Source organism: Micromonospora sp. NPDC049201 (assembly GCF_055586805.1).
Genome location: NZ_JBVJHM010000009.1, coordinates 1 through 23,331, shown reverse-complemented (window position 1 = coordinate 23,331; position 23,331 = coordinate 1). Strand labels below are relative to the sequence as shown.

The following is a 23,331-nucleotide window of genomic DNA, read 5'->3' as shown; positions in this document are numbered from 1 at the left end:
TTCACTCCCGGCCGGGGCGCTCAGCCGTCCTCGCGCCAGCGGTTGGTGATCGGCAGCCGCCGGTCCCGCCCGAACGCCTTCATGGAGATCTTGGTGCCGGGCGCGGACTGCCGCCGCTTGTACTCGGCGGTATCCACCATCCGCAGCACCTTGTCGACCACCGCCGGGTCGTGACCGGACTCGACCAGGCCGTCCCGGCCCAGGTCGCCGTCGACGTACCCGATCAGGATCGGGTCGAGCACGTCGTAGTCGGGCAGCGTGTCGCTGTCGAGCTGGCCGGGGCTCAACTCGGCCGACGGCGGCTTGCCGATCGAGTTCTCCGGGATCGGCGGCGTCTCGCCGCGCCGTTCCGCGTCCGCGTTGCGCCACTTCGCCAGCCGCCAGACCAGCGTCTTCCACACGTCCTTGATCGGGTTGTAGCCGCCCACCGAGTCGCCGTAGAGCGTCGAGTAGCCCACCGCCAGCTCGCTCTTGTTGCCGGTGGTCAGCACCAGGTGGCCCTCCTGGTTCGACAGCGCCATCAGGATCACGCCGCGGACCCGGGCCTGGAGGTTCTCCACCGCCACGCCGGACAGCGACATGTTGGCCAGGAACGTGTCGACCATCGGCTGGATCGGCTCGATCCGGTAGTCCAGGCCGGTGCGCTTGGCCAGCTCCTCGGCATCCGTGCGGGAGTGCTCGGAGGAGTGCTGGCTGGGCATCGAGACGCCGACCACCCGGCGCGGGCCGAGCGCGTCCACCGCGAGCGCCGCGGCCACCGCCGAGTCGATGCCACCGGAGAGCCCGAGCACCACCGAGGGGAACCGGTTCTTGTCGGCGTAGTCGCGCAGGCCCAGCACCAGCGCCTGCCACACCTCGGCCTCGTCGGCGACCGGCTCGATGATCCCACCGGTCGCCGCCGGGCCGGTCGGCGCGGCCGGGACCGCCGGCACCTCGTGCCGGACCAGCCGCATCCCGTCGGCCAGGTCGGTGGCGCCACCGCTCACCGCCGGCGCCGCCGGCAGCTCCACGTCGTGCACCAGCAGGTGCTCGACGAACTGCGGCGCGCGGGCCAGCAGCGTGCCGTCGGCGGCCACGATCAGCGAGTCGCCGTCGTAGACCAGCTCGTCCTGGGCGCCGACCATGTTCACGTACGCGATGGCGGCGCCCGCCTCGGCGGCCCGCCGACGCACCAGCGGCAGCCGCGCGTCGTCCTTGTTCAGCTCGTACGGCGAGCCGTTGATGCTGAGCACCAGCCCGACGCCGGCCTGCCGGGCCACCGCGAACGGCCCGCCGGCCTGCCACAGGTCCTCGCAGATGGTCAGCGCCACGTCGACACCGCCCACCCGGACCACGGTCAGCGTGTCGCCGGGCACGAAGTAGCGGTCCTCGTCGAACACCCCGTAGTTGGGCAGGTGGTGCTTGAAGTAGGTGGCCACCACCTCGCCGCGGTGCAGCAGCGCCGCCGCGTTGCGGGCCCCCCGGCCCGGCTTGGCGTCGGCGCTGACCTGCGGCGGCCCGTCCGCGTCCAGGTAGCCGACCAGCACCGGCAGCTCGCCGAGGCCGTCGTCGGCCAGGTCGGCGGCGAGCCGGTGCAGCGCGGCCCGGGACGCGGCGACGAAGGACCGGCGGAAAACCAGGTCCTCGACCGGGTAGCCGGTCAGCATCAGCTCGGGGAAGAGCGCGAGCTGGGCGCCGGAGTCGGCGGCCTTGCGGGTCCACGCGCGGACCCGGTCGGCGTTGCCGGTGAGGTCGCCGACCGTCGGGTTGACCTGGCACAGGGCGAGACGCAGGGTGGGCATGTTCCCCATCTTGCCCCAGTCGTCCGGCCCGAATCCGGCCGGATGCTCCGGACCCGGCAACCGTCTCCCGGGCCGGGACACGGTAGGGCGGCACGCCGGGGAAGGGCGTAACGTCGGCGTAACGGGGTCGGTGGAGACTGAGCGGTCAGCCGGTCCGACCCGATCGGTGGAGAACGTACGTGTCACGAGGGGTGGATGTGGACCGTCAGCAGGAGTTCGTCCTCCGTACGCTGGAGGAGCGGGACATCCGTTTCGTCCGGCTGTGGTTCACCGACGTGCTCGGCACGCTCAAGAGCGTCTCGGTGGCCCCGGCGGAGCTGGAGGCGGCCTTCGAGGAGGGCATCGGCTTCGACGGCTCCGCCATCGAGGGGTTCGCCCGGGTCTTCGAGTCGGACATGGTCGCCATGCCCGACCCGACCACGTTCCAGGTGTTCCCGTTCGAGGGCGGGGTCAGCGGCGAGAGCGCCCGGATGTTCTGCGACATCCTGCTGCCCGACGGCAGCCCCTCCTGGGCCGACCCGCGGCACGTGCTGCGCCGGATGCTGTCCCGGGCGGCCGACAAGGGCTTTACCTTCTACACCCACCCCGAGATCGAGTTCTTCCTGCTGGAGAACGGCCCGCAGGACGGCTCGGTGCCGATCCCGGTGGACACCGGCGGCTACTTCGAGCACACCACGCACGCCGTGGCGCGCGACTTCCGCCGCCAGGCGGTGCTGGCGCTGGAACGGATCGGCATCTCGGTGGAGTTCAGCCACCACGAGGTCGCCCCCGGCCAGCAGGAGATCGACCTGCGGTACGCCGACGCGCTCACCACCGCCGACAACATCATGACGTTCCGGCACGTGGTGAAGGAGGTGGCGCTCTCCACCGGCGTGCAGGCCAGCTTCATGCCGAAGCCGTTCACCGACCAGCCGGGCAACGGCATGCACACCCACCTGTCGCTGTTCGAGGGCGAGCGCAACGCGTTCCACGACGCCGGTGACCCGATGAAGCTGTCCAAGGTCGCCAAGTCGTTCATCGCCGGGCTGCTCACCCACGCCCGGGAGTACACCGCGGTCACCAACCAGTGGGTCAACTCGTACAAGCGGCTGTTCCCGCAGGCGCTGCCGGACCGGATCACCGAGAGCCCGGCGTACGTCTGCTGGGGTCACCTGAACCGGTCCGCGCTGGTCCGCGTGCCGGCGTACGGCAAGCCGAACTCGGCCCGGGTCGAGGTCCGCTCGCTGGACTCCGCGACCAACCCCTACCTGGCCTTCGCGGTCATGCTCGGCGCCGGCCTGAAGGGCATCGAGGAGGGCTACGAGCTGCCCCCGGGCGCCGAGGACGACGTCTGGTCGCTGAGCAGCGCCGAACGCCGCGCCATGGGCTACGAGGCGCTGCCGGAGAACCTGTCCGAGGCGATCGACGTGATGGCCGGCTCCGAGCTGGTCGCCGAGGTGCTCGGCGAGCACGTCTTCGACTTCTTCCTGCGCAACAAGCGGGCCGAGTGGGAGCAGTACCGCCGCGAGGTCACCCCCTACGAGCGGCAGCGCTACCTCTCCCTCTAGATCGAGTTTGCGCGGTGCCGCTATCGTCTGCGGCACCGCCCGCGCACCCGCGCCCGGGCGGGTGGAGCCGGGGAGGCGTTCGGTGCTGGAAGACCTGCTCAACGGGGCGTGGCAGAGCATCGTGTTCGGGGTGGTGGGGGTGGCGTTGATGGCCGCCGGCTTCCTGCTTGTCGACCTGCTCACCCCGGGCAAGCTGCGCGAGCTGATCTGGACGCGCCGCAACGGCAACGCCGCGCTGCTGCTCGCCGCCAACCAGCTCGGCATCGCCGGCATCGTCTTCACCGCGGTGCTGACCAGCTACAGCTCGTTCGCCAAGGGGCTGGCCTCCACGGTCATCTTCGGGCTGGTCGGCCTGCTGGTGATGGCGCTGGCCTTCCTGGTGCTGGACCTGCTCACGCCGGGCCGCCTCGGTGACGTCATCGCTGCCGACGAGCCGCACCCGGCGGCCCGGGTCAGCGCCGCCACCCACTTCGGCGCCGCGCTGATCGTCTGCGCCTGCATCGCCTGACCGATTGTCGGACCCGGGGCATAGCGTCCGGGACGTGAACCGCACCGACCGTCTCTACGCCCTGGTCGAGGAGCTGCGGGCGGTGTCGCCGCGCCCGCGCAGCGCGCGCTGGCTGGCCCGCCGCTTCGAGGTCAGCGCCCGCACCGTCGAGCGCGACATCTCCGCGCTCCAGGGCGCCGGGGTGCCGATCTGGGCCGAGCCGGGCCGCACCGGCGGCTACGTGGTCGACCGCACCCGCACGCTGCCGCCGGTCAACCTGACCCCGGCCGAGGCGGTGGCGATGGCCGTGGCGCTGCACCGGCTGGGCGGCTCCCCGTTCGCCCCGGCGGCCGGCGCCGCGCTGCGCAAACTGGTCGCGGTGATGCCGCCCGCCGCGGTGGCCGAAGCGCACCGGCTCGCCGGCCGGGTGCACCTGGTCGGCGACGGGCCGGGCACGCCGGTCCCGGCCGCCGTCGCCGACGCGGTCGCCGCCGGGCGGGTGCTGCGCCTGCGGTACGCCGACCGCGGCGGCGCGGATTCGGCGCGCGACGTGGAGCCGCTGGCCTACCTGGGCAACGCGACGCACTGGTACCTGGTGGCCTGGTGCCGGCTGCGCGACGGGCTGCGCTGCTTCCGCACCGACCGGATCCGCTCGGTACGCCCGCTGGCCGAGCCGGTGACCCGGGAGCTGCACCTCGACGACCTCGACCTCCCGGTCGACCGGCTGCGCCCGCTGACCCTGGTCTGAAACCCGACAGCGTCTCCGGTTCGGATGGGGGACGCTGGCTGGTCTGCCGTCCCCGGGGAGGAACGCGCGTGTCCGACACGCTCAGCTATGCCGACGCGGTACGCCTGCTCGGCGGGGAGAAGAGCAGAGTCGTCGACTGGTTCGACAAGCTGACCGGAGGGGTGTTGCTGGCCGCGTCGGTGCCGGTGCCCGCGCTGCTCGGCATCTTCGACGCCAAGGCCGAGTTCGTGCGGCTCGGCCACGAGTTGGTGCGCGGCGTGTCCGAGAAGCGCTCCGGGCTGTCCCGGTACGGGCGGACGCAGCGGCTGGAAGCGGCGCACGCGGTGATCGCGGTGACCGCGTTCTTCGAGGCGTTGAACGAGGCGGACCTGCCGTTCGACTTCGCGGAACTTGAGCTGCGTAAGCCCGAGCAGTTGGCCCTGGCGGGTGCGGGCCCGGCCGATGCCCGCAGCGTCGTTCGTACCCTGTTCGAGATCCCCGCGCCGCTGCCGGCGCCCGAGTTGCCGTACTCGAAGCTGCGGGAGGCCCTCGGGCACTACTACAGCATCATGGCCGGACACGTCGGCGCGTTCGTGGATGGTCTGGCCGTGGGTGATCAGCTGACCGTGGGCCGCAACCATGCGCTCCGGGAGGCGCTGGAGCGGGTGCCGGAGGCTGCGGTGGACCGGCACGGGGATCTGCTCACGGCCCTGGCGGCCGACTTCCCCGAGGTCGGTTACTGGTCCGGACTGCACGAGCACGAGGCGACCCGGGGGGAGGTGCAGCACCTCGCGGTCGGGCTGGCGGAGTTGCGGAAGATGCTGGAGGCCATTGCCGTCGGCGGGACGCCCGGCGAGGGGCGGCGTGCTTTGGCTCGCTCGTACCGGGCGGAACTCGACAGACCGATCATCAGCTCCGGCGAGGTGCCGGACGGCCTCCGGGTGCCGATGCTCGACCGGGCGTACGTGCCGCCGTTGTACCGGGTGGCCGCGCTGGGCGAGCATGCACGGCCCAGCGACGAGGCGTGGTGGGCGGAGTGTCCGGTGCGGGAGGACCTCGCGGAGTTTCTCACCGGGCACCTCACGTCGCCGCGGGCGATGCGAGCGCCGCTGCTGGTGCTGGGGCAACCCGGCTCCGGCAAGTCGGTGCTCACCCGGGCGCTCGCCGCCCAGTTGCCGGCCACCGATTTTCTGGTCGTGCGGGTGGTTCTACGCGAGGTGCGGCTTGAAGCGGACCTTCAAGATCAGATCGAGGAGGCGATCCGGGACGCCACCGGAGAAGCGCTCGCTTGGCCCGCATTGGCCCGCTCGGCGGGGGACGCGCTGCCGGTGGTGCTGCTCGACGGCTTTGACGAGATGCTTCAGGCCACCGGCGTGACACAGACGGACTACCTGCTCAAGGTGGCCACATTCCAACAGCGCGAGCTGGACCAGGGGCGGCCGGTGGCGGTCCTGGTAACCAGCCGCACCAGCGTCGCGGACCGGGCGAAACCGCCGGCCCACACGGTGGCTCTGCGGCTGGAACCCTTCAATCGAGCGCAAGTGGCGCGTTGGGTGGCCATCTGGAACGCCACCAACGCCGATCGCTTTCCGGCGCTGGGCGTCCTGCCGTTGGACCCGGCCGTCGCGCTGGTCCATCCTGAACTGGCCGAGCAGCCGCTGCTGCTGCTGATGCTGGCCCTCTACGCCGCAGACGGCAACGACCTACATTCGGCCGGCACGCTCGGTCGGGGCGAGCTGTACGAGCGGTTGTTGCGCAGCTTCGCCCGCCGGGAGGTGGAGAAGCATCGGAAGGGGCTGTCGGAGCGGGAGCTGGCGCGGGCCACCGAGGGAGAGCTGCGTCGGTTGGCCGTGGTGGCCTTCGCTATGTTCAATCGGGGGGTCCAGTGGGTCACCGAGGACGAACTGGAGACGGATCTGGCCGGGCTGCCCTTCCTTGCGGGAGAGTCGCCGCAGCTCCGGCCCGACGGCAGCTTTCGGGAGCCGTTACGGGCCGCCGAGATCGTGCTTGGGCGGTTCTTCTTCGTGCACCGGGCACAGGTGGCTCGGGGGGAACGGCGGGCGGACACCTACGAATTCCTGCATGCCACCTTCGGTGAGTTCCTGGTCGCGCGCACGATAACGCTTGTGCTGCGCGACCTGGCGGCGCGGGAGGCGGCGAGCATGCTGCGCACGGCATCGATTGACGACGAGCTGCACGCGCTGCTCTCGTGCGCGACGCTGACCGAGCGGGCACCGATCGTCGGCTTCCTCACCGAGGCCCTGCGGTCCTGCGCGGAAGAGGACAGGGACCAGATCATGGACGTGGTGTTGCGCCTCTTTGAGCATGTACACCATGCGCGGTCACGACCGGAACCGAACTCGTATCGGCCGCGTGTGCTGTCGGTCCCCGAACGACACGCCGTCTACAGCGCGAATCTCCTCGTACTGGGACTCAGCGTAGCGGGGGAGTTGACCGGCGGGCGGCTCTTTCCCGGAGCGGACGACGTGCGTGGCTCGTGGAGCCGTCAGGCCCTGCTCTGGCGCTCGCAGCTCGCCGAAGGGGAGTACCGCAGCTTGGTGAACGCGATCGCCTTGGAGCGGATCGTGGACGGCGGGCGACGGGAGATCCGGTTGGGACTGGTCGACGCGCCATGGCAGCCCCCGGACATCGACCTGGCGTGGACGTACGGGCCGGAACCGTCACCAGGCTACGGCTGGTTGCGGGTGGAGCCGCAGCCCGCGATCATGCGCCGGATGTCGAACTTCGAGTGTGCTGTGACGGGCGATGCGGTGCAGCATGCGCTGGAGCCGGTGTTGAGTCTCTGCCCGCCGGCGCTCGGCATGCTCGCCGTCGATGCCGCCGGGCCGTTGCAGTCGGTCGCGCAGGTGTTGATCGCCATGTCGCTTGGTTCGGGTCGGATCGACCCGGCCGATCGGGTCGATGACTACCGAGTGCTCGCGACGCTGCTCGTCGAAATGCGCGGCGTGGCCGAAGGGTACCTGGAGAACCTCGCGGTGCTGCTGCTCGACCGGCTCGCCACCGATCGCGCCGTCCCTCGTCCGGTCGCGGTCGAGCTGCTCGGGTTGCTCAACTTCGTGGCTGACCGCGGCGACGAATCCGGGTTCGCCTACCTGCGTTGCTGCCTGGCGGTGATCGGTGAGAACGATCCCACGACCCGTGAGGTCGGTCAGCTGGTGCGCAAGGCGGTACACGCGGATCAGAGTGCCTGGGGGTCGCGCACCGAGGAGTTGGCGGTGGAGGCACTCGTGCGGCTCTCCGAACTTGGGGCCGACCAGTACCACATCAGCCCGGAAGAGGCGGAACGGCTGACGCTGCTGCTCAAGAAGCGTCGTCCCGATCTGGTCGTCCGGATCCAGCCGCTGGTGCTGGCACCCGCTCCACCCGCACCCTCCTCTCCCGGGCTGGTGCTGCCCGGCGATGCGGCGGCGAACTGATCCGCGAAACTCCGACAGGACGCTGTCGGGGGCACCCCTGACGCTGGTTCCTGACGACGTCGGCCGACCGGCCGACGCGACGACAGGAGGCAGCATGTCCAGCACGCCGGTGACCTGGTTCGAGATCGGCTCCGACCGGCCGGACAAGGCGCAGCGGTTCTACGCCGACCTGTTCGGCTGGAGCTTCGAGGAGCAGGGCGGCCCGGGTAACTCGTACCGGCAGACGGCGGCCGGCGGCGAGCGGGGGATCGGCGGCGCGATTCGGGGCACCGACGCCGCCGCCGACAACTACGCGATCTTCTACGCCCAGGTGACGGATGTGGCGGAGGCGTGCCGGCGGGCGGAGGCGGCCGGCGGCACGGTGCTGGCGGCACCGGTGACCGCGCCGAGCGGCCTGGTGCACGCGCGGCTGCGCGACCCGTCCGGCAACCTGCTCGGCGTCTTCACGCCGCCGACCGGAGGCTGAGCGCGGTCTGGGTGCGGTTGTGGTTGTCCAGGCGACCACAACTGCACCCAACGCTGCCGCAAGAGACGGGCGCTCGGTGCAAGAGGTTGCACGCATCGGCGCTAATGAACATCTGGTTTCATCTGATCGAAGCTGGTAACTTCCTGGCACCACGCGTCGCAAGTTCTTGCAACGCCTTCATCCCCTTGCGTCCGCTGAGTTGGGCCGGGGTGTCAGGAGAGCCGCCATGAGAGGCAGGACCACCACCCGCCGCCGGTGGGGAGCGCTCGCGCTCGCCACCGGCGTGCTCGCCGCGCTGCTGCCGTTCACCGCCGCCGCGGCGGCCAACACCGTCACCGTCTACTACCAGCCACCAACCGCCTGGGGCGCCGCGGTGAACATCCACTACGGCGTGGACGGGCAGGCCTGGACGCCGGTGCCCGGCGTGCCGATGGACACCGCCTGTGCCGGCTGGCGTCGCAAGGTCGTCGACCTGGGTGCGGCCACCGGCGCCCAGGTCGTCTTCACCAACGGCAGTGGCGTCTGGGACAACAACAACGGCGCCAACTACCGCCTCGGCGCCGGCACCGTGACCGTCGCCGCCGGGCGGATCGGCGCCGGCGACCCGTGCGCCACGGCCACCCCGTCACCGTCCGGCACCCCGTCGCCGTCGCCGACCAGCAGCAGCGGCGGCGGGAACACCGCCGAGGTCTGGTACCACCTCACGCCGCGCGGCTGGACCGCCGCGAACCTGCACTACCGGCCCACCGGCGGCACCTGGACCACCGCGCCGGGCGTCGCCATGGAGACGCGCTGCGCCGGCTGGGCCCGCCGCATCGTGGACCTCGGCACCGCCACCGGGCTGACCGCCGCGTTCAACAACACGGCCGGCACCTGGGACAACAACGGCGGCGCGGACTACACCCTCGGCACCGGACGCAGCGTCGTCGACAACGGCCGGGTCACCGCCTCCGCCGCCGACCCCTGCGCTCCGGTCACTCCGGACACCACGCCGCCGTCCACGCCGGGCGGTCTGACCGCCGTCGCCGACGGGCTGGCGGTCACCCTGACCTGGACGGCGGCCACCGACGACCGGGCCGTCACCGGGTACGAGCTGACCCGCACCGGGGGCGCGGGCACCGTCACGGTCACCAGCACCACCACCCGGTACGTGGCGTACGACCTGCGGCCCGGCATGGCGTACACCTGGACGGTGCGGGCGCTCGACGCGGCCGGCAACCGGTCGGCGGCGAGCGCGCCGGCGTCCGCGACCACCGGCAGCGCGCCGGCCGGCGGCGCCCCGCTCGGCGGCGACCCGCGCGAGGACAGCATCTACTTCGTGATGACCGCCCGGTTCGCCGACGGCGACCCGGCCAACAACCGGGGCGGCAGCCAGCACGTGGCCTCCGGCAACGCGGCGAACAACGACCCGATGTTCCGGGGCGACTTCAAGGGGCTGGTCGACAAGCTCGACTACGTCAAGGCGCTCGGCTTCTCGGCCATCTGGATCACACCGGTGGTGCTCAACCGCTCCGACTACGACTTCCACGGCTACCACGGCTGGGACTTCTACCGCGTCGACCCGCGGTTGGAGAGCGCCGGGGCGTCCTACCAGGACCTGATCAACGCGGCGCACGCCAAGGGCATCAAGATCTTCCAGGACGTGGTCTACAACCACAGCTCCCGGTGGGGCGCCAAGGGCCTGTTCACGCCCACCGTCTACGGCACCCGCGACGACCAGTGGAAGTGGTACTACGACCAGCAGCAGGCCGGCCGCGAGTACGACCCGATGGTCGAGGCGACCGGCAACGACCCGGCGCTCACCCCGGCGCAGAACGCCAAGGCCAAGGGCCGGCCGTACAACGGCGACGTGTGGTCGTCCGCCGCGCCGGCCGGCAACCAGTGCCTGAACTGGGGTACGCCGACCGGCGGGCGCAGCGCCGAGGGCTACCCGCTCTACCAGTGCCAGTGGCCCACCCCGACCAGCAAGCTGTTCCCCGCCGACAGGTACCACCAGTGCTGGATCGGCAACTGGGAGGGCGAGGACGCGCGGAGCTGCTGGCTGCACGAGGACCTGGCGGACTTCAACACCGAGAACGCGGCCGTGCAGGAATACCTGATCAACGCGTACAACAGGTACATCGACATGGGGGTGGACGGCTTCCGGATCGACACCGCCGTGCACATCCCCCGGGTCACCTGGAACCGGCGCTTCCTGCCCGCCATCCAGCAGCACGCGGTGTCGAAGTTCGGCGAGAAGGGCAAGGACTTCTACGTCTTCGGCGAGGTCGCCGCGTTCGTCAACGACAAGTGGAACCGTGGCTCGGTCAACCACTCCGCGCAGTTCTTCACCTGGCAGGAGCGCAAGGAGTACAGCCCGGACGACGTGCGGGCCGCGATCGAGCAGTACGACTACGAGCAGCTCCTCGGCCCGTCCGGGCAGCCCACCACCGACAACGCGTTCCTGCGCGGCAACGCGTACCACGCGCCGGACCACTCGAAGTTCTCCGGCATGAACGTGATCGACATGCGGATGCACATGAACTTCTCCGACGCCGGCAACGCGTTCGGCAACGGGAAGGACTCCGACGACAGCTACAACGACGCCACCTACAACGTCGTCTACGTCGACAGCCACGACTACGGGCCGAACAAGTCCGCGACCCGCTACACCGGCGGCACCGACGCCTGGGCGGAGAACATGAGCCTGATGTGGACGTTCCGCGGCATCCCGACGCTCTACTACGGCTCGGAGATCGAGTTCCAGAAGGGCGCCCGGATCGACTGCGGGGCGACCTGCCCGCTGGCCAGCACCGGTCGCGCCTACTACGGCGACCACCTGACCGGCAGCGTCACCGCCGCCGACTTCGGGGTGGTCGGGTCGGCCAGCGGGGCGGTGGCCACCACGCTCGCCCAGCCGCTGGTCAAGCACGTGCAGCGGCTCAACCTGATCCGGCGGGCCGTGCCGGCGTTGCAGAAGGGGCAGTACTCGACCGAGGGCGTGAGCGGCGCGATGGCGTACAAGCGGCGGTTCACGCAGGGCGCGGTGGACAGCTTCGCGCTGGTCACCGTCTCCGGCTCGGCCACGTTCCGGGGCGTGCCGAACGGCAGGTACGTGGACGCGGTCAGCGGCGACGTGCGGACGGTCACCGACGGCACGCTGACCGCCTCGGTCAGCGGCAAGGGCAACCTGCGGGTCTACGTGCTCGACCTGCCCGGCAACCCGGCGCCCGGCAAGATCGGCGCGGACGGGCCGTACCTGCGCTGAGGTCGGGCGGCGTGCGGCGTGGTTGCCGGCCCGGCGTCGAATGTTAAGCGGGGCCCCCTGCTATGCGAAATGCGTTAACAGGGGGCCCCGCCTTTCTCAGCGGGGGTGGTGGGCCATGCCGCCGGGGCCGGGGAAGACGCCCGCCTCGGCGGCCTTGAGCACCGCGTCGGCCTGCTCCCGGGTCAGCTTGCCGTCCTCGACGGCCTGGTCGAGCCGCTCCTTCAGGGCGGCCTGGCGGTCCTGCGCCGACGGCGGCGTCGGCCGCTCCGGCCGGTCCGCCTGCCGCTGCTCGCGCAGCTTCTCCAGCGCCGCGGTGACCTTGTCGGCCGGGACACCCAGCTCCTTGGCGAGCGCCTCGGCGAACTCGGCCTGCCGGTCGGCGTGCCGCTGCTGGCGGTCGCCGCCCTGGTCGCTGCTCGTGCTGGCGCTCGGTTTGTTGTCGTCGGCGAGCGCCACCGTCGGGGCGGCGATCCCGACGGTGAGCACGCCGGCGGCGGCGAGACCGACCAGCAGGCGCTTCCTCGTCGTGCGGATCATGCGGTTCTCCTTCTCGGTGGTGGTGCGATGACGTCACCGACAGTGACGGTCGGAGCTGGGGGCAACCCGTGGCGACCCTGTCAGCGAGCTGGGAATCGGGCGAGGATCCGGACAAATGCGGTTGCCGTCCCACCGGGACGGCCGCGACGCTTGGCGAAAATCCCGACGGAAGGGCACCCCTCATGACACAGTCCGTCATCCGCGAGGTCGCGCTCACCGGGCCGGGCTCCGGCCCGTACGCGATCACGGTCGGGCCGGACGGCGCGCTCTGGCTGACGCTGGCCGGCTCCGGCGGCGTCGCCCGGCTCGGCCCGGACGGCGCGGTGCGGACCTACCGCACGGACCCGCCGGAGAGCCGGCCGCTGATCATCACCACCGGCCCGGACGGCGCGCTCTGGTACACCCGCTCCGGCGACCACCGGCTCGGTCGGCTCACCGTCGACGGCAGGGGCAGCTCGGTCGCGCTGCCCTCGGGCTGTGCCCCGTGCGGCCTGGTCACCGGGCCGGACGGCGCGCTCTGGTACGCCGGCATGGGCGACGACACGGTCGGCCGGGTCACCGCCGACGGGGAGGTCAGCACGTTCCCGCTGCCGGTCGCCCAGGGCTTCCCGTCAATGCTGGCCGTCGGGCCGGACGAGGCGCTCTGGCTGACGCTCAACCAGGCGAACGCCATCGCCCGCGTCGACCTGGACGGGTCGGTGGCGGTGCATCCGCTGCCCACCGACGCGGCCGGGCCGGTCGGCATCACCCGGGGCGGCGACGGCGCGCTCTGGTTCGTCGAGATCCTCGCCGGGCAGCTCGGTCGGATCACGCCGGACGGGCGGATCGACGAGTTTCCGCTGCCGGACCGGGCGGCCCGGCCGCACGCGATCGTCGCCGACCCGGCCGGCGGCTGCTGGTTCACCGAGTGGGCCGCGAACCGCCTCGGCCACCTCGCGCCCGCCGGCACGTTCACCCACCACGACCTGCCCACCCCGAACTCCGAGCCACACGGCCTCACGGTCACCCCCGACGGCTCGGTCTGGGTCGCCCTGGAAACCGGCGCGGTCGCCCACCTGACCCCGTCGGCCTGACGAGGTGAAGGGGGTCAGCGGACGGCGGGGGTGACCGTGAGGGTGTCGGTGCTGGTGTCCAGGACGGCGCGGGTGCCGACCGGGACGGTGAGCTGGCCGGGGCCGTGGCCGATCGGGAGGCCGCCGAGGACCGGGACACCCAGGTCGCCCAGCCGGTCGGTGAGCACGTCGACCACCGTGGTGTCCCAGCCGTCCGCGCACTCGGTGAACTGGCCGACCGCCACGCCGGCGAGCCCGGCCAGGGCGCCGCAGCGGCGCAGGTGGGTCAGCATCCGGTCGATCTTGTACGGCGGCTCCTGCACCTCCTCGACCAGCAGGATCGCGCCGGTCAGGTCCGGCATGTCCGGCGTGCCGATCGACGCGGTGAGCAGGCACAGGTTGCCGCCCAGCAGCCGGCCCTCGGCCCGCCCGGGCACCCGCACCGGGTACGTCTCCTCCGCCTCGACCGCCGCCACCGTCACCGGTTCGGTGGTCATCAGCGCGGCGTGCAGCGACTCCGCCGAGCGGATCGGGGTGCGCTCGTCCCGCCAGGCGGCGCCCGGACCGTGCACCCCGGCCAGCCGGGCGCCCCGCCAGAGCGCGAACTGCAACGCGGTGATGTCGGAGAAGCCGGCCACCACCTTCGGGTCGCGGCGTACCGCCGCCATGTCGACCAGGTCCACCACCCGCTGCGCGCCGTACCCGCCCCGGGTGCAGAGCACGCCACGGATCTCCGGGTCGGCGAACGCGGCGTTCAGGTCCGCGGCCCGCAGCGCGTCGTCCCCGGCCAGGTAACCCCGCCGGGCGTACGCGTTCGGCGCGGGCACCGGCCGCAGCCCCCAGCCGGTGAGCAGCTCGACGCCGCGGGCCACGCGTTCGGGCCGGGTCGGGCCGGACGGCGACACCAGCATCACCGCGTCGCCGGGACGCAGGACCGGTGGGCGCAGGCAGTCGTCGGTGGGCACGATCGCGAGCCTAGTGCGGCCGAGCCGGACCGTCCGGTGTCGGGCGTACCGGCTAGCCTCGACGTCGTGGCGACCGCGCTGGTGATCGAGAACGACCCGACCGACGACCTCCGCCGACTGGGGGAGTGGCTCACCGAGGGGGGTCTGGAGTTGCGCGTCCTGCGCCCGCACGCGGGCGACCCGCTCCCCGCCGACCTCGACGGGTACGCCGCCCTGGTGGTGCTCGGCGGCGACCAGCAGGCCTATCCGCTGGCCGACGACAGCCCGGGCGCGCCCTGGTTCCCGGCGCTGGAGGGGCTGCTGCGCAAGGCGGTCCGCCACCGGCTGCCCACGCTGGCGATCTGCCTGGGCGCGCAACTGCTCGCCACCGCGCACGCCGGTCGGGTGGAGCGCAGCCCGTCCGGGCCGGAGGTCGGCCCCACCGTGGTCGGCCGGCGCGACGCCGCCGAGACCGACCCGCTGTTCCGCTTCGTGCCGCTGATGCCCGACGTGCTCCAGTGGCACGCCGACGAGATCACCGAGCTGCCGCACGGCGCGACGCTGCTCGCCGCGTCCACCCGCTACCCGCACCAGGCGTTCCGCCTCGGCGACCGGGCCTGGGGGTTGCAGTTCCACATCGAGTGCGACACCGCGATGATCGCCGAGTGGTCGCGCGACTCGGCCACGCTCGCCGAGCTGGGGTACGACCCGGAGCTGGTGGTGGCCGCGTGCGACCGGGCGATGGCCGACGTCGAGGAGGCCTGGCAGCCGTTCGCGGTCCGGTTCGCCGCGCTCGCGCTCGGCGAGCTCGGCGACGACAGCCCGCGCCGCAGCCTGCCGCTGCTCGGGGCGTGAGGTGACCCGGCCGGCCCGCGGGCGCCTGGCCCGCTACGGCTTCGCCGAGAGCGACACCGGTCCACGCGCCGTCGACCTGCTCGGCCCGGACGGGCTCGGCCTGTGGCGGCCGGACACCCAGGAACCCACCGACGACCAGGCCGTCGAGCTGCTCACCGCGCTCTCCCGGGCCGCCGACCCGGACCTGGCGCTGCGCCAGCTCCACCGGCTCGTCGAGGCGGAACGGCAGCACGGCGACGAGGTCGCCGTCCGCGACGCGCTCGCCGCCGACCCCGGCCTGCGCCGCCGGCTGGTCGCCGTGCTCGGCGCCTCGTCGGCGCTCGGCGACCACCTGGTCGCCAACCCCGGGCAGTGGGCGGTGCTGGCCACCGAGCCGGACGGGCTCGCCCCGACCGCCGACGGCCGGCTCGACCTGACCGCCGCCGCCAAGCTGACCACGCTCACCGGCGCGGTCCCGCTGCTGCGGCAGGCGTACCGGTTGGCGCTGCTGCGGATCGCGGCGGCCGACCTGACCGGCGGGCGCGGCCTGGAGCAGACCATGGCCGCGCTGTCCGGCCTGGCCGACGCCACACTGGCCACCGCCTACGACATCGCGGTCGACGAGCTGCCCGAGGGCACCGCCCCGCCCCGGCTCGCGGTGGTCGCGATGGGCAAGTGCGGTGGCGACGAGCTGAACTACGTCTCCGACGTCGACGTCATCTTCGTCGCCGCCGGTGACGACGACCTGATCGCCGCCACCCAGGTCGCCACCCGGCTGATCGGGATCTGCGGGCTGGTCGCGTGGCCGGTCGACGCCGCGCTGCGCCCGGAGGGCAACCGGGGTCCGCTGGTCCGCACGCTCGCCAGCCACCTGGCCTACTACAAGCGCTGGGCCCGCACCTGGGAGTTCCAGGCGCTGCTCAAGGCCCGCCCGGCGGCCGGTGACCTGGCGCTGGCCCGGGAGTGGACCGCGGCGCTCGCCCCGCTGGTCTGGACCGCGGCGGAGCGGCCGGAGGCGGTCTCCGACGTCCGGTCCATGCGCCGCAAGATCCTCGACAACGTGCCGCCGAAGGAGCTGGAACGCGAGATCAAGCGCGGTCCGGGCGGGCTGCGCGACATCGAGTTCGCCGTCCAACTGCTCCAGCTCGTGCACGGCCGCGGCGACGAGTCGCTGCGCGTGCCGGGCACCCTGCCGGCGCTGCGCGCCCTGGTCGCCGGCGGCTACGTCGGCCGCGCCGACGGCGAGGCGCTGCTGCGCGGCTACCGCTTCCTGCGCGCCGTCGAGCACCGGCTCCAGCTCCAGGGCCTGCGCCGCACGCACACCGTGCCGACCGAGCCGGCCGCGCTGCGCTGGCTCGCCGCCGCGCTCGGCTACGCGGCCACCCCGGGCCGCAGCGCCGTCGAGGAGTTCCGCGCCGAGTGGGTCACCCACGCCACCGAGGTACGCCGACTGCACGCGAAACTGCTCTACCGGCCGCTGCTGGAGTCGGTGGCCCGGGTGCCGGCCGAAGGGCTGCGGCTCACCCCGGAGGCGGCCCGGCACCGGCTGGAGGTGCTCGGCTTCGCCGACCCGGCCGGTGCGCTGCGGCACCTCCAGGCGCTCACCGGCGGCGTCAGCCGCACCGCCGCGATCCAGCGCACGCTGCTGCCGGTGCTGCTCGACGAGTTCGCCGACGCCCCGGAGCCGGACCGTGGCCTGCTCAACTACCGGCAGGTGTCCGACAAGCTCGGCAGCACCCCGTGGTATCTCCGCCTGCTGCGCGACTCCGGCCCGGTCGCCCGCCGGCTGGCCCGGGTGCTCTCCTCCTCCCGGTACGCGGCCGACCTGCTAGCCCGGGAGCCGGAGGCGCTGCGGCTGCTGGCCGAGGACAGCGAGTTGACCCCGCGTCCCCGGGAGACGCTCGTCGAGGGCTTCGTGGCGGCGGCAGCCCGGCACGACGACCCGGTCGAGGCCACCCGGGCGGTCCGTGCGCTGCGCCGCCGCGAGCTGGTCCGGATCGCCGCCGCCGACGTGCTCAGCCGGGCCGGGTCGCTCGCCCCGCTCACCCCACGCCCGCCGGGCGGCGGGGCACGCCGTCCCACGGTGGTGGACGTCAGCGCGGTCGGTACCGCGCTCTCCCACGTCACCGACGCCACGCTGGCCGCCGCGCTGCGCGCCGCCCGGGTCGCCCAACCCGGGCCGCCGGGCCTGCGCTTCGCCGTGATCGGCATGGGCCGGCTCGGCGGGTACGAGTCCAACTACCTCTCCGACGCCGACGTGCTGTTCGTCTACGACCCGCCGCCCGGGGCGGACGAGAGCGCGGCCGGGGCCGCCAGCGCCGCCGCGCACGCGATCGCCGAGGAGCTGCGCCGGCTGCTCTCCGCGCCGGCGCCCGACCCGCCGCTCGGCGTCGACGCCGACCTGCGGCCGGAGGGCCGGCAGGGTCCGCTGGTCCGCAGCCTGGCCGCGTACGCGCAGTACTACGCGCGCTGGTCGAAGGTGTGGGAGGCGCAGGCGCTGCTGCGGGCGCGGTTCGTCTGCGGCGACGCCGACCTGGGCGCCGAGTTCGAGGCGATGGTCGAGCCGGTGCGCTACCCGGCCGACGGGCTGAGCCGCGAGCAGGTGGTGGAGATCCGGCGGATCAAGGCGCGGGTGGAGACCGAGCGGCTGCCCCGCGGCGCCGACCCGGCCACCCACACCAAGCTGGGCCGGGGCGGGCTCGCCGACGTCGAGTGGGCCGTGCAACTGCTCCAGCTCCGGCACGCCGGCCGGCTGCCCGCGCTGCGCGGCACCCGTACGCTCGACGCCCTCGCCGCGGCCCGCGAGGCCGGCCTGCTCGACCCGGACGACGCGGCCGAGCTGGCCGCCGGCTGGACGCTCGCCGCGCAGGTCCGCGACGCGCTGATGCTGGTACGCGGCCGGGCCGGTGACCAACTGCCCCGGCACGGGGTGGAGCTGGCCGGCGTGGTGCGCCTGCTCGGCCACGAGGACCCGGGCGAGTTCCTCGACGAGTACCTGCGCACCGGCCGCCACTCGCGCACCGTCGTCCAGCGCATCCTCGAAGCTCCCCTCTAGCCCGGCGGGAGCGGAGGGCCGCGTACGTGATGACGAGCGGGCCGGGCCTCCTGGTCCTGCTGTTCCCCCTTTCGAGCTGATAGCAGGAACGACTCGGCCCACCGGGATGGTGCCGTGGTCGGTTCGGGACGCTCACCGGACCACCCGGCCCGGCTGTGCCATGGAGCGTCTCGGACGGTTTGGAATCGGGCCCGCGACGGCCCGCCTCGCGCACAGGCGCGGCGGCGGCGCGGCGGTGCGAGAGGGCGGCGGTGCGACCCTGGGCGGTGGTGGCGCCGAGGTGACGGCGGGTGGCGGTGCGGCCGGGCGACGATGCGGCGGCGGGCGGCCGGGCGGCGCGTGAGTCGTTCCTGCTATCAGCTCGAAAGCGTGCGAGAGGTGACCGGCCCGCCGTGCGGGTCGTCGACTTGAGCGGCGGGGCCGCCCCGAGCAGCTTGCGGCTGCGGGCGGTCAGCCGGTGAGCGTGTAGGTGCCGGGGCGGGGCACCGTGACGGTGAGCCAGTCGCCGTCGGGGGAGAGGGTGGCGCCACCGGTGACGGACAGCCAGCGGTCGTGGCGGACCCGGACCGGCACCGGACCGGCGACGGGGGCCCGGAACGTGACCGAGGCGCCGTCCTGCCGGACCAGTCCACCGGGCGCGCCGACCAGCGGCGTGGGGTCGGCGACCGCGTACAGCCGCCAGTGCCGGTCCGACCAGACCTCGGTCAGGTACGGCTGCCCGGCGGCCACCAGCTCCGCCTCCGGCCGCCCCACCCAGGACAGTTCCGCGTCCGGCACGGCGACGTACTGCACCGCGTTGTCGGCCAGCCAGGCCCGGTAGCTGTCGGCGGTCAGCGGGACGCCGGTGCCGGCAGCGCCCGGCACGGTGGTGAAGAACAGCGGGTTGCGGTCGATGTCGGCCTGCCGCAGCCAGCCCCGGGCCAGCGGCACCCCGCCGAGGCGGGCGGCCTCCCAGTAGTTGCGGGTCGGCGGCACCTCCACCCGCCCGGTGAGCCCGCGCCGGGCCAGCTCCGCCCGCAGCGGCGCGAAGTACGCCGGATCAGCCGTCGGGTCGTCGGCACTGCGCAGGTCGGCGGTGACCACCGGCGGCTGCCACCAGCAGACCACCGCCAGCAGCGCGGCCAACCCGACCGCCCTGGCGGCCCGGGGCAGCCCGCGCGGCAGGGACGCGGCGGCGGCCAGCACCGGCAGCGCGAACATCACCACCAGGCGGGTGGCGTTCAGCCCGACCGGGGTGGGCAGCAGCGCGGCCGCCAGCACCCCGGCCGCGGAGAGCAGCGCGCCCACCCGCACCGGCCGGTACGCCACCAGCGCCGCGACCAGCAGGCTGGTCACCACCGCGTGGAGCGTGTCCGCCCGGCTGATGTTCATCCAGCCGCCCTCCCCGAACAGCAGTCCGGTCACCGCGAGCGGCCCGGCGGCCGGCACGGCGAGCAGCAGGCCGTCGGCGTACCGGCGGGTGAGCAGCAGCGCGACGCCGGCGAGCCCGACGAACAGCCCGGCCACCGGGCTGGCCGCGGAGGCGAGCAGCGCGGCGACGGCGACCGTCGCGGCGCGTACCCGGTTGACCCGACCGGTCACCTTGGCGGGCAGCGTCAGGGCGAGCAGCGCGGCCAGCCCGAACGTGACGCCGAGCGCGTAGGTGACCCGGCCGGAGACCAGGTTGCCGGCGATCGTGACGACCCCGACCAGGCTGCCGAGCAGCGGGCGGGGCACCCGGAGCCGGACCAGCAGGGCGGCGAACGCGGTGGCCGAGGCGAGCAGCGTGAGCGCGCCGGTGGGGCGCACCCCGAGCAGCGCCATCAGCGGCGGCGAGACGAGGCTGTAGCCCCACGGGTGGACGCCGCCGTACCAGCGCAGGTCGACCAGGGCCGGCCCGTGCGCGGCGAAGAAGCCGGCGCGCGCCACCTGGGCGGACAGGTCCGAGCCGGTGGCCGGCAGGACGAGGAGGAGCACGGCGAGGACGAGCGCCGACGCGGCGGACACCGCCACCACCCGACCGCCCCGCATGCCCACCTCCTGATCGCGAACCACCGTACTGGCAGCATTACGAGGGTGTCTCACCACCTCTCGCGCTGGACCGGCCTGGCGGGCTCGGTGCTGCTCGCCGTGGCCGCGTACGTCGGCGGCGCCCTGCCCGACGGCGAGCTGCGCCCCACCCCGGTCAGCATCTGGCAGGGCCCGGACGGGCCGCTGATCATCGGACTGTGGCTGGCCGGCACCGCGCTGCTGGCCTGGGCGTGGTGGTCGTTGCGGAACCGGGTGCCCTCGGCCAGGTGGGCGTTGGTGACCGTCGCGCTCTGGATGCTGCCGATGCTTGTCGCCCCACCGCTGGGCAGCCGGGACGTCTACGCGTACGCCTGCCAGGGTGCCAGCTTCTCGGCCGGGATCAACCCGTACGAGCAGGGCGTGTCGGCGCTGCCCTGCCCGTGGCTGGACACCATCTCGTTCATCTGGCGGGACACGCCGGCGCCGTACGGGCCGCTGTTCGTGCTGATCGCCGGCGCGGTGGTCAAGGCCACCGGGTCGCTGTGGGGGGCCGTCGCGCTGTTCCGGGTGCTCGCCGTGGCCGGGGTGGCACTGACCGCCTGGGCGCTGCCGGCGCTGGCCCGCCGCTGCGGGGTGCCGCCGAAGCAGGCGCTCTGGCTGGCGCTGGCCAGCCCGCTGGTACCGGTGCACCTGGCTTCCGGGGCGCACAACGACGCGATGATGGTCGGCCTGCTCGTCGCCGGGCTGGCCGTGGTGGCGAGCCGGCCGGGCCGCCCCGGGCCGTTGCTCGCCGGTGGGTTGCTGCTCGGCCTGGCCGCCGGCATCAAGGTCACCGCGCTGGTGGTGGTGCCGTTCGCGGCGCTCGCCGCGGTCGTCGGGCCGTACCGGATCCGGACGCTGGTCCGCGACGGCGGGTGGGTGGTCGGCGGCGCGCTGGCCGCGCTGGCCGGCGCGACGCTCGTGGCCGGTCTCGGGCTCGGCTTCATCAGCGGCCTGGAGCAGGGCGGGCTGGTGGTGGCCTGGACCTCGCCGCCGACCGCGGTCGGGCAGACCGTCGGCTACCTGCTGGCGCCGTTCGGCGTGCACGTCGACGCGCTGCCGGTGACCCGGGCGATCGGCATGGTGGTGCTGGTCGCACTGCTGGTGTGGCTCTGGTTCCGGGCGTGGCGCCGGGGCGAGCCGTTCTGGTACGCGGCGCTGGCGCTGGTCGCCACCGTCGCGCTCGCCCCGCTGTTCCACCCCTGGTACTGGCTCTGGCCGCTGGCCGTGCTCGCCGCCACCGCGCGCCGCACGCGCTGGTTCTCGATCGTCACAGTGGTGTCGTCGTTCCTGGTGCTGGCGGACGGGACCGGTTTACCCCGGTACACCAAGATGCCGGGTGCGCCGCTGATGACGCTGTTCGTGATAGTGCTGGTGGTGTGGTTGGTACGGTCGGCTCGGAAGGGGCGGCAGCCGGTTCCGGTGGAGTGAGGAGTGTGCCGGTGAGCGAGCCCGACGCGCCGGTGCGGCCGGTGGCCGCCGCGCTCGCCCGGTACGCCGGACTCGTCGGCGCGGTCCTGCTCACCGCCGCCGGCTGGCTGGGCGGGGCGCTGCCCGACGCGCCGCCGCGTACCACGCTCGCCGGTCTCTGGCAGGCCCCGCACGGGCCGGTGACGCTCGCCTGCTGGCTGGTGGGGACCGTGTTGTTGGTCGGCGCCTGGTGGTCGCTGCGCTGGGGCGCCCCGTCGGGGCGGTGGGCGTACCTGACGGCCGGGCTCTGGTCGCTGCCGCTGCTGGCCGCGCCGCCGCTGGGCAGCCGCGACGTCTACTCGTACGCCTGCCAGGGCTGGACCTGGACGCAGGGGGTCAGCCCGTACCGGGTGGGGGTGGCGGCGGCCGGCTGCCCGTGGACCGGTTCGGTGTCGCCGATCTGGCGGGACACGCCCGCGCCGTACGGGCCGTTCTTCGTGTTGTTGGCCGGGTTGGCGGTGCTCGCCGGCGGTGGCCTGGTCGGGGCGATCGTGCTGCTGCGGCTGGTCGCGGTGGCCGGGGTGCTGCTGGTCGCCGCCGCCCTGCCCGGCCTGGCCCGGGCCGCCGGGGTGCCGGCCCGCCGCGCGGCCTGGCTGGTGCTGGCCTGCCCGCTGGTCGGGGTGCACCTGGTGGCCGGTGCCCACAACGACGCGCTCGCGCTCGGGCTGCTCCTGCTCGGGCTGCTGGCGCTCGTCCGCCGGCCGGGCACGCCGCGCGCACTGCTGGTGGCCGGCGTGTTGTTGGGCCTGGCGGTCGCGGTGAAGGCGGTCGCCGTGGTGGTGCTGCCGTTCGCGGCGCTCGCCGCGGTGTCCGGCCGGCACACCTGGCGGGCGCTGTTGCGCGACGGTGGCCGGCTGGCCGCGGCGGTGCTCGGCACGCTGCTGGTCCTCTCGCTCGCCACCGGCCTCGGGTTGGGCTGGGTGGACGGGCTCGGCCGCAGCGGCGACTCGCAGCAGTGGACCTCGCCGCCGACCGCTGTCGGTTTCGTGATCGACTACGCCGGCGAGTGGGCCGGGCGTGACCCGCACGCCGTGCCGGTGACCCGGGTGGTCGGGCTGGTGCTGCTGGCCGTGCTGCTGGTGGCGCTCTGGTGGTGGGTGTGGAGGGCGCTGCGCCGGTCGGGCGCGGATCGGCAGCGGGTGGCGTTGTTCGGGGCCGGGCTGGCATTGGCCGCCACCGTGCTGCTCGCCCCGGTCTTCCACCCCTGGTACGCGGTCTGGCCGCTGGCCCTGCTCGCGGTGGCGGTGGTGTCGCCGGCCCGGACCGTCTGGTTCGTGGCGCCCTGCGCGGTGGCCTCGGTGCTCACGCTGCCCGACGGCACGAACCTGGCCCGGTTCACCAAGGCACCCGGCGCGGTGCTGATGACGGCGCTGGTGGTGGCCGTCGTGGTGGCCGGTGTCCGGGCCGGCCTGCGCCGCCGGCACCTGCCGCGCTGAGACACCCGGCAGCGGAACGGCCGGGCCGGCCCCGCGGAAGGCGGAGCCGGCCCGGCTGGTGCTGACGGGAGTGTGTTCAGCAGTCGAAGTACATCGCGAACTCGTGCGGGGTCGGGCGCAGGCGCACCGGGTCGACCTCGTTGGCCCGCTTCCAGTTGACCCAGGTGGAGATCAGGTCCGGCGTGAACACGCCGCCGTCGAGCAGGTAGTCGTGGTCGGCCTCCAGCGAGTCGAGCACGGCCGACAGCGAGCCGGGGACCTGCTTGACGTCGCCCCACTCCTC

General features: G+C 73.8%; 15 protein-coding genes and 1 pseudogene. 11 read left to right on the top strand and 5 right to left on the bottom strand.

Annotated features, from left to right (window positions below; genetic code table 11):
* Positions 1-20 precede the first annotated feature (20 nt).
* Positions 21-1,781 (bottom strand): NAD+ synthase, encoded by a 1,761-nt coding sequence (locus ACZ6O5_RS20195; protein ID WP_465979118.1) that lies wholly within the window; start codon positions 1,779-1,781, stop codon positions 21-23.
* 197 nt (positions 1,782-1,978) lie between these two features.
* Between ACZ6O5_RS20195 and glnA the strand changes: the two genes are divergently transcribed.
* From glnA to ACZ6O5_RS20165, 6 genes are all read left to right on the top strand, one after another.
* Positions 1,979-3,328: a type I glutamate--ammonia ligase gene (gene glnA / locus ACZ6O5_RS20190; RefSeq protein ID WP_107161577.1), complete on the top strand. Its 1,350-nt coding sequence runs from the start codon at positions 1,979-1,981 to the stop codon at positions 3,326-3,328.
* Between the two features lie 82 nt (positions 3,329-3,410).
* Complete coding sequence (locus tag ACZ6O5_RS20185) at positions 3,411-3,836, top strand: DUF350 domain-containing protein (RefSeq protein ID WP_107161579.1); 426 nt, start codon at positions 3,411-3,413, stop codon at positions 3,834-3,836.
* A gap of 34 nt (positions 3,837-3,870) precedes the next feature.
* Positions 3,871-4,563 carry a helix-turn-helix transcriptional regulator gene (locus ACZ6O5_RS20180; RefSeq protein WP_465979116.1) on the top strand — a complete coding sequence of 231 codons (693 nt, stop codon included), beginning with the start codon at positions 3,871-3,873 and terminating at the stop codon, positions 4,561-4,563.
* Between the two features lie 68 nt (positions 4,564-4,631).
* Entirely contained in the window at positions 4,632-7,979 is a 3,348-nt protein-coding gene (locus tag ACZ6O5_RS20175) for an NACHT domain-containing protein (protein WP_465979114.1), read from the top strand.
* A gap of 94 nt (positions 7,980-8,073) precedes the next feature.
* Positions 8,074-8,445: a VOC family protein gene (locus ACZ6O5_RS20170; protein ID WP_465979112.1), complete on the top strand. Its 372-nt coding sequence runs from the start codon at positions 8,074-8,076 to the stop codon at positions 8,443-8,445.
* A gap of 226 nt (positions 8,446-8,671) precedes the next feature.
* Positions 8,672-11,692 (top strand): carbohydrate binding domain-containing protein, encoded by a 3,021-nt coding sequence (locus ACZ6O5_RS20165; RefSeq protein ID WP_465979110.1) that lies wholly within the window; start codon positions 8,672-8,674, stop codon positions 11,690-11,692.
* A 96-nt stretch (positions 11,693-11,788) separates the two neighbouring features.
* Here the strand turns inward: ACZ6O5_RS20165 and ACZ6O5_RS20160 are convergent, their stop codons facing one another.
* A complete protein-coding gene (locus tag ACZ6O5_RS20160) occupies positions 11,789-12,229 on the bottom strand; it encodes a hypothetical protein (protein WP_465979108.1) in 441 nt (146 codons plus the stop codon).
* 182 nt (positions 12,230-12,411) lie between these two features.
* Here ACZ6O5_RS20160 and ACZ6O5_RS20155 point away from each other — a divergent pair, with 182 nt between their 5' ends.
* Entirely contained in the window at positions 12,412-13,302 is an 891-nt protein-coding gene (locus tag ACZ6O5_RS20155) for a Vgb family protein (RefSeq protein WP_465979106.1), read from the top strand.
* A gap of 14 nt (positions 13,303-13,316) precedes the next feature.
* Here the strand turns inward: ACZ6O5_RS20155 and ACZ6O5_RS20150 are convergent, their stop codons facing one another.
* Entirely contained in the window at positions 13,317-14,246 is a 930-nt protein-coding gene (locus ACZ6O5_RS20150; protein ID WP_465979104.1) for a S66 peptidase family protein, read from the bottom strand.
* 66 nt (positions 14,247-14,312) lie between these two features.
* Between ACZ6O5_RS20150 and ACZ6O5_RS20145 the strand changes: the two genes are divergently transcribed.
* Positions 14,313-15,080, top strand: coding sequence for a type 1 glutamine amidotransferase (locus ACZ6O5_RS20145; RefSeq protein WP_465979102.1), 768 nt, complete (start codon positions 14,313-14,315; stop codon positions 15,078-15,080).
* Position 15,081: 1 nt separating this feature from the next.
* Entirely contained in the window at positions 15,082-18,114 is a 3,033-nt protein-coding gene (locus ACZ6O5_RS20140) for a bifunctional [glutamine synthetase] adenylyltransferase/[glutamine synthetase]-adenylyl-L-tyrosine phosphorylase (protein WP_465979100.1), read from the top strand.
* A gap of 450 nt (positions 18,115-18,564) precedes the next feature.
* On the opposite strand, the gene ACZ6O5_RS20135 is transcribed toward ACZ6O5_RS20140, so the two are convergent.
* Positions 18,565-20,124, bottom strand: coding sequence for a hypothetical protein (locus ACZ6O5_RS20135; RefSeq protein ID WP_465979098.1), 1,560 nt, complete (start codon positions 20,122-20,124; stop codon positions 18,565-18,567).
* A gap of 45 nt (positions 20,125-20,169) precedes the next feature.
* Here ACZ6O5_RS20135 and mptB (ACZ6O5_RS20130) point away from each other — a divergent pair, with 45 nt between their 5' ends.
* Complete coding sequence (gene mptB / locus ACZ6O5_RS20130) at positions 20,170-21,573, top strand: polyprenol phosphomannose-dependent alpha 1,6 mannosyltransferase MptB (RefSeq protein ID WP_465979096.1); 1,404 nt, start codon at positions 20,170-20,172, stop codon at positions 21,571-21,573.
* A gap of 11 nt (positions 21,574-21,584) precedes the next feature.
* Positions 21,585-23,048 carry a polyprenol phosphomannose-dependent alpha 1,6 mannosyltransferase MptB gene (mptB, locus tag ACZ6O5_RS20125; protein WP_465979094.1) on the top strand — a complete coding sequence of 488 codons (1,464 nt, stop codon included), beginning with the start codon at positions 21,585-21,587 and terminating at the stop codon, positions 23,046-23,048.
* A gap of 76 nt (positions 23,049-23,124) precedes the next feature.
* Here mptB (ACZ6O5_RS20125) and ACZ6O5_RS20120 read toward each other — a convergent pair.
* Positions 23,125-23,331: pseudogene (locus ACZ6O5_RS20120) on the bottom strand (type I glutamate--ammonia ligase); the annotation flags it as partial.

Bases quoted from the DNA above. Each gene is read 5' to 3' on its own strand.
- ACZ6O5_RS20135 (WP_465979098.1), bottom strand. From the start codon at position 20,124: ATGCGGGGCGGTCGGGTGGTGGCGGTGTCCGCCGCGTCGGCGCTCGTC.
- ACZ6O5_RS20165 (WP_465979110.1), top strand. From the start codon at position 8,672: ATGAGAGGCAGGACCACCACCCGCCGCCGGTGGGGAGCGCTCGCGCTC.
- ACZ6O5_RS20155 (WP_465979106.1), top strand. From the start codon at position 12,412: ATGACACAGTCCGTCATCCGCGAGGTCGCGCTCACCGGGCCGGGCTCC.
- ACZ6O5_RS20195 (WP_465979118.1), bottom strand. From the start codon at position 1,781: ATGCCCACCCTGCGTCTCGCCCTGTGCCAGGTCAACCCGACGGTCGGC.
- ACZ6O5_RS20170 (WP_465979112.1), top strand. From the start codon at position 8,074: ATGTCCAGCACGCCGGTGACCTGGTTCGAGATCGGCTCCGACCGGCCG.
- ACZ6O5_RS20160 (WP_465979108.1), bottom strand. From the start codon at position 12,229: ATGATCCGCACGACGAGGAAGCGCCTGCTGGTCGGTCTCGCCGCCGCC.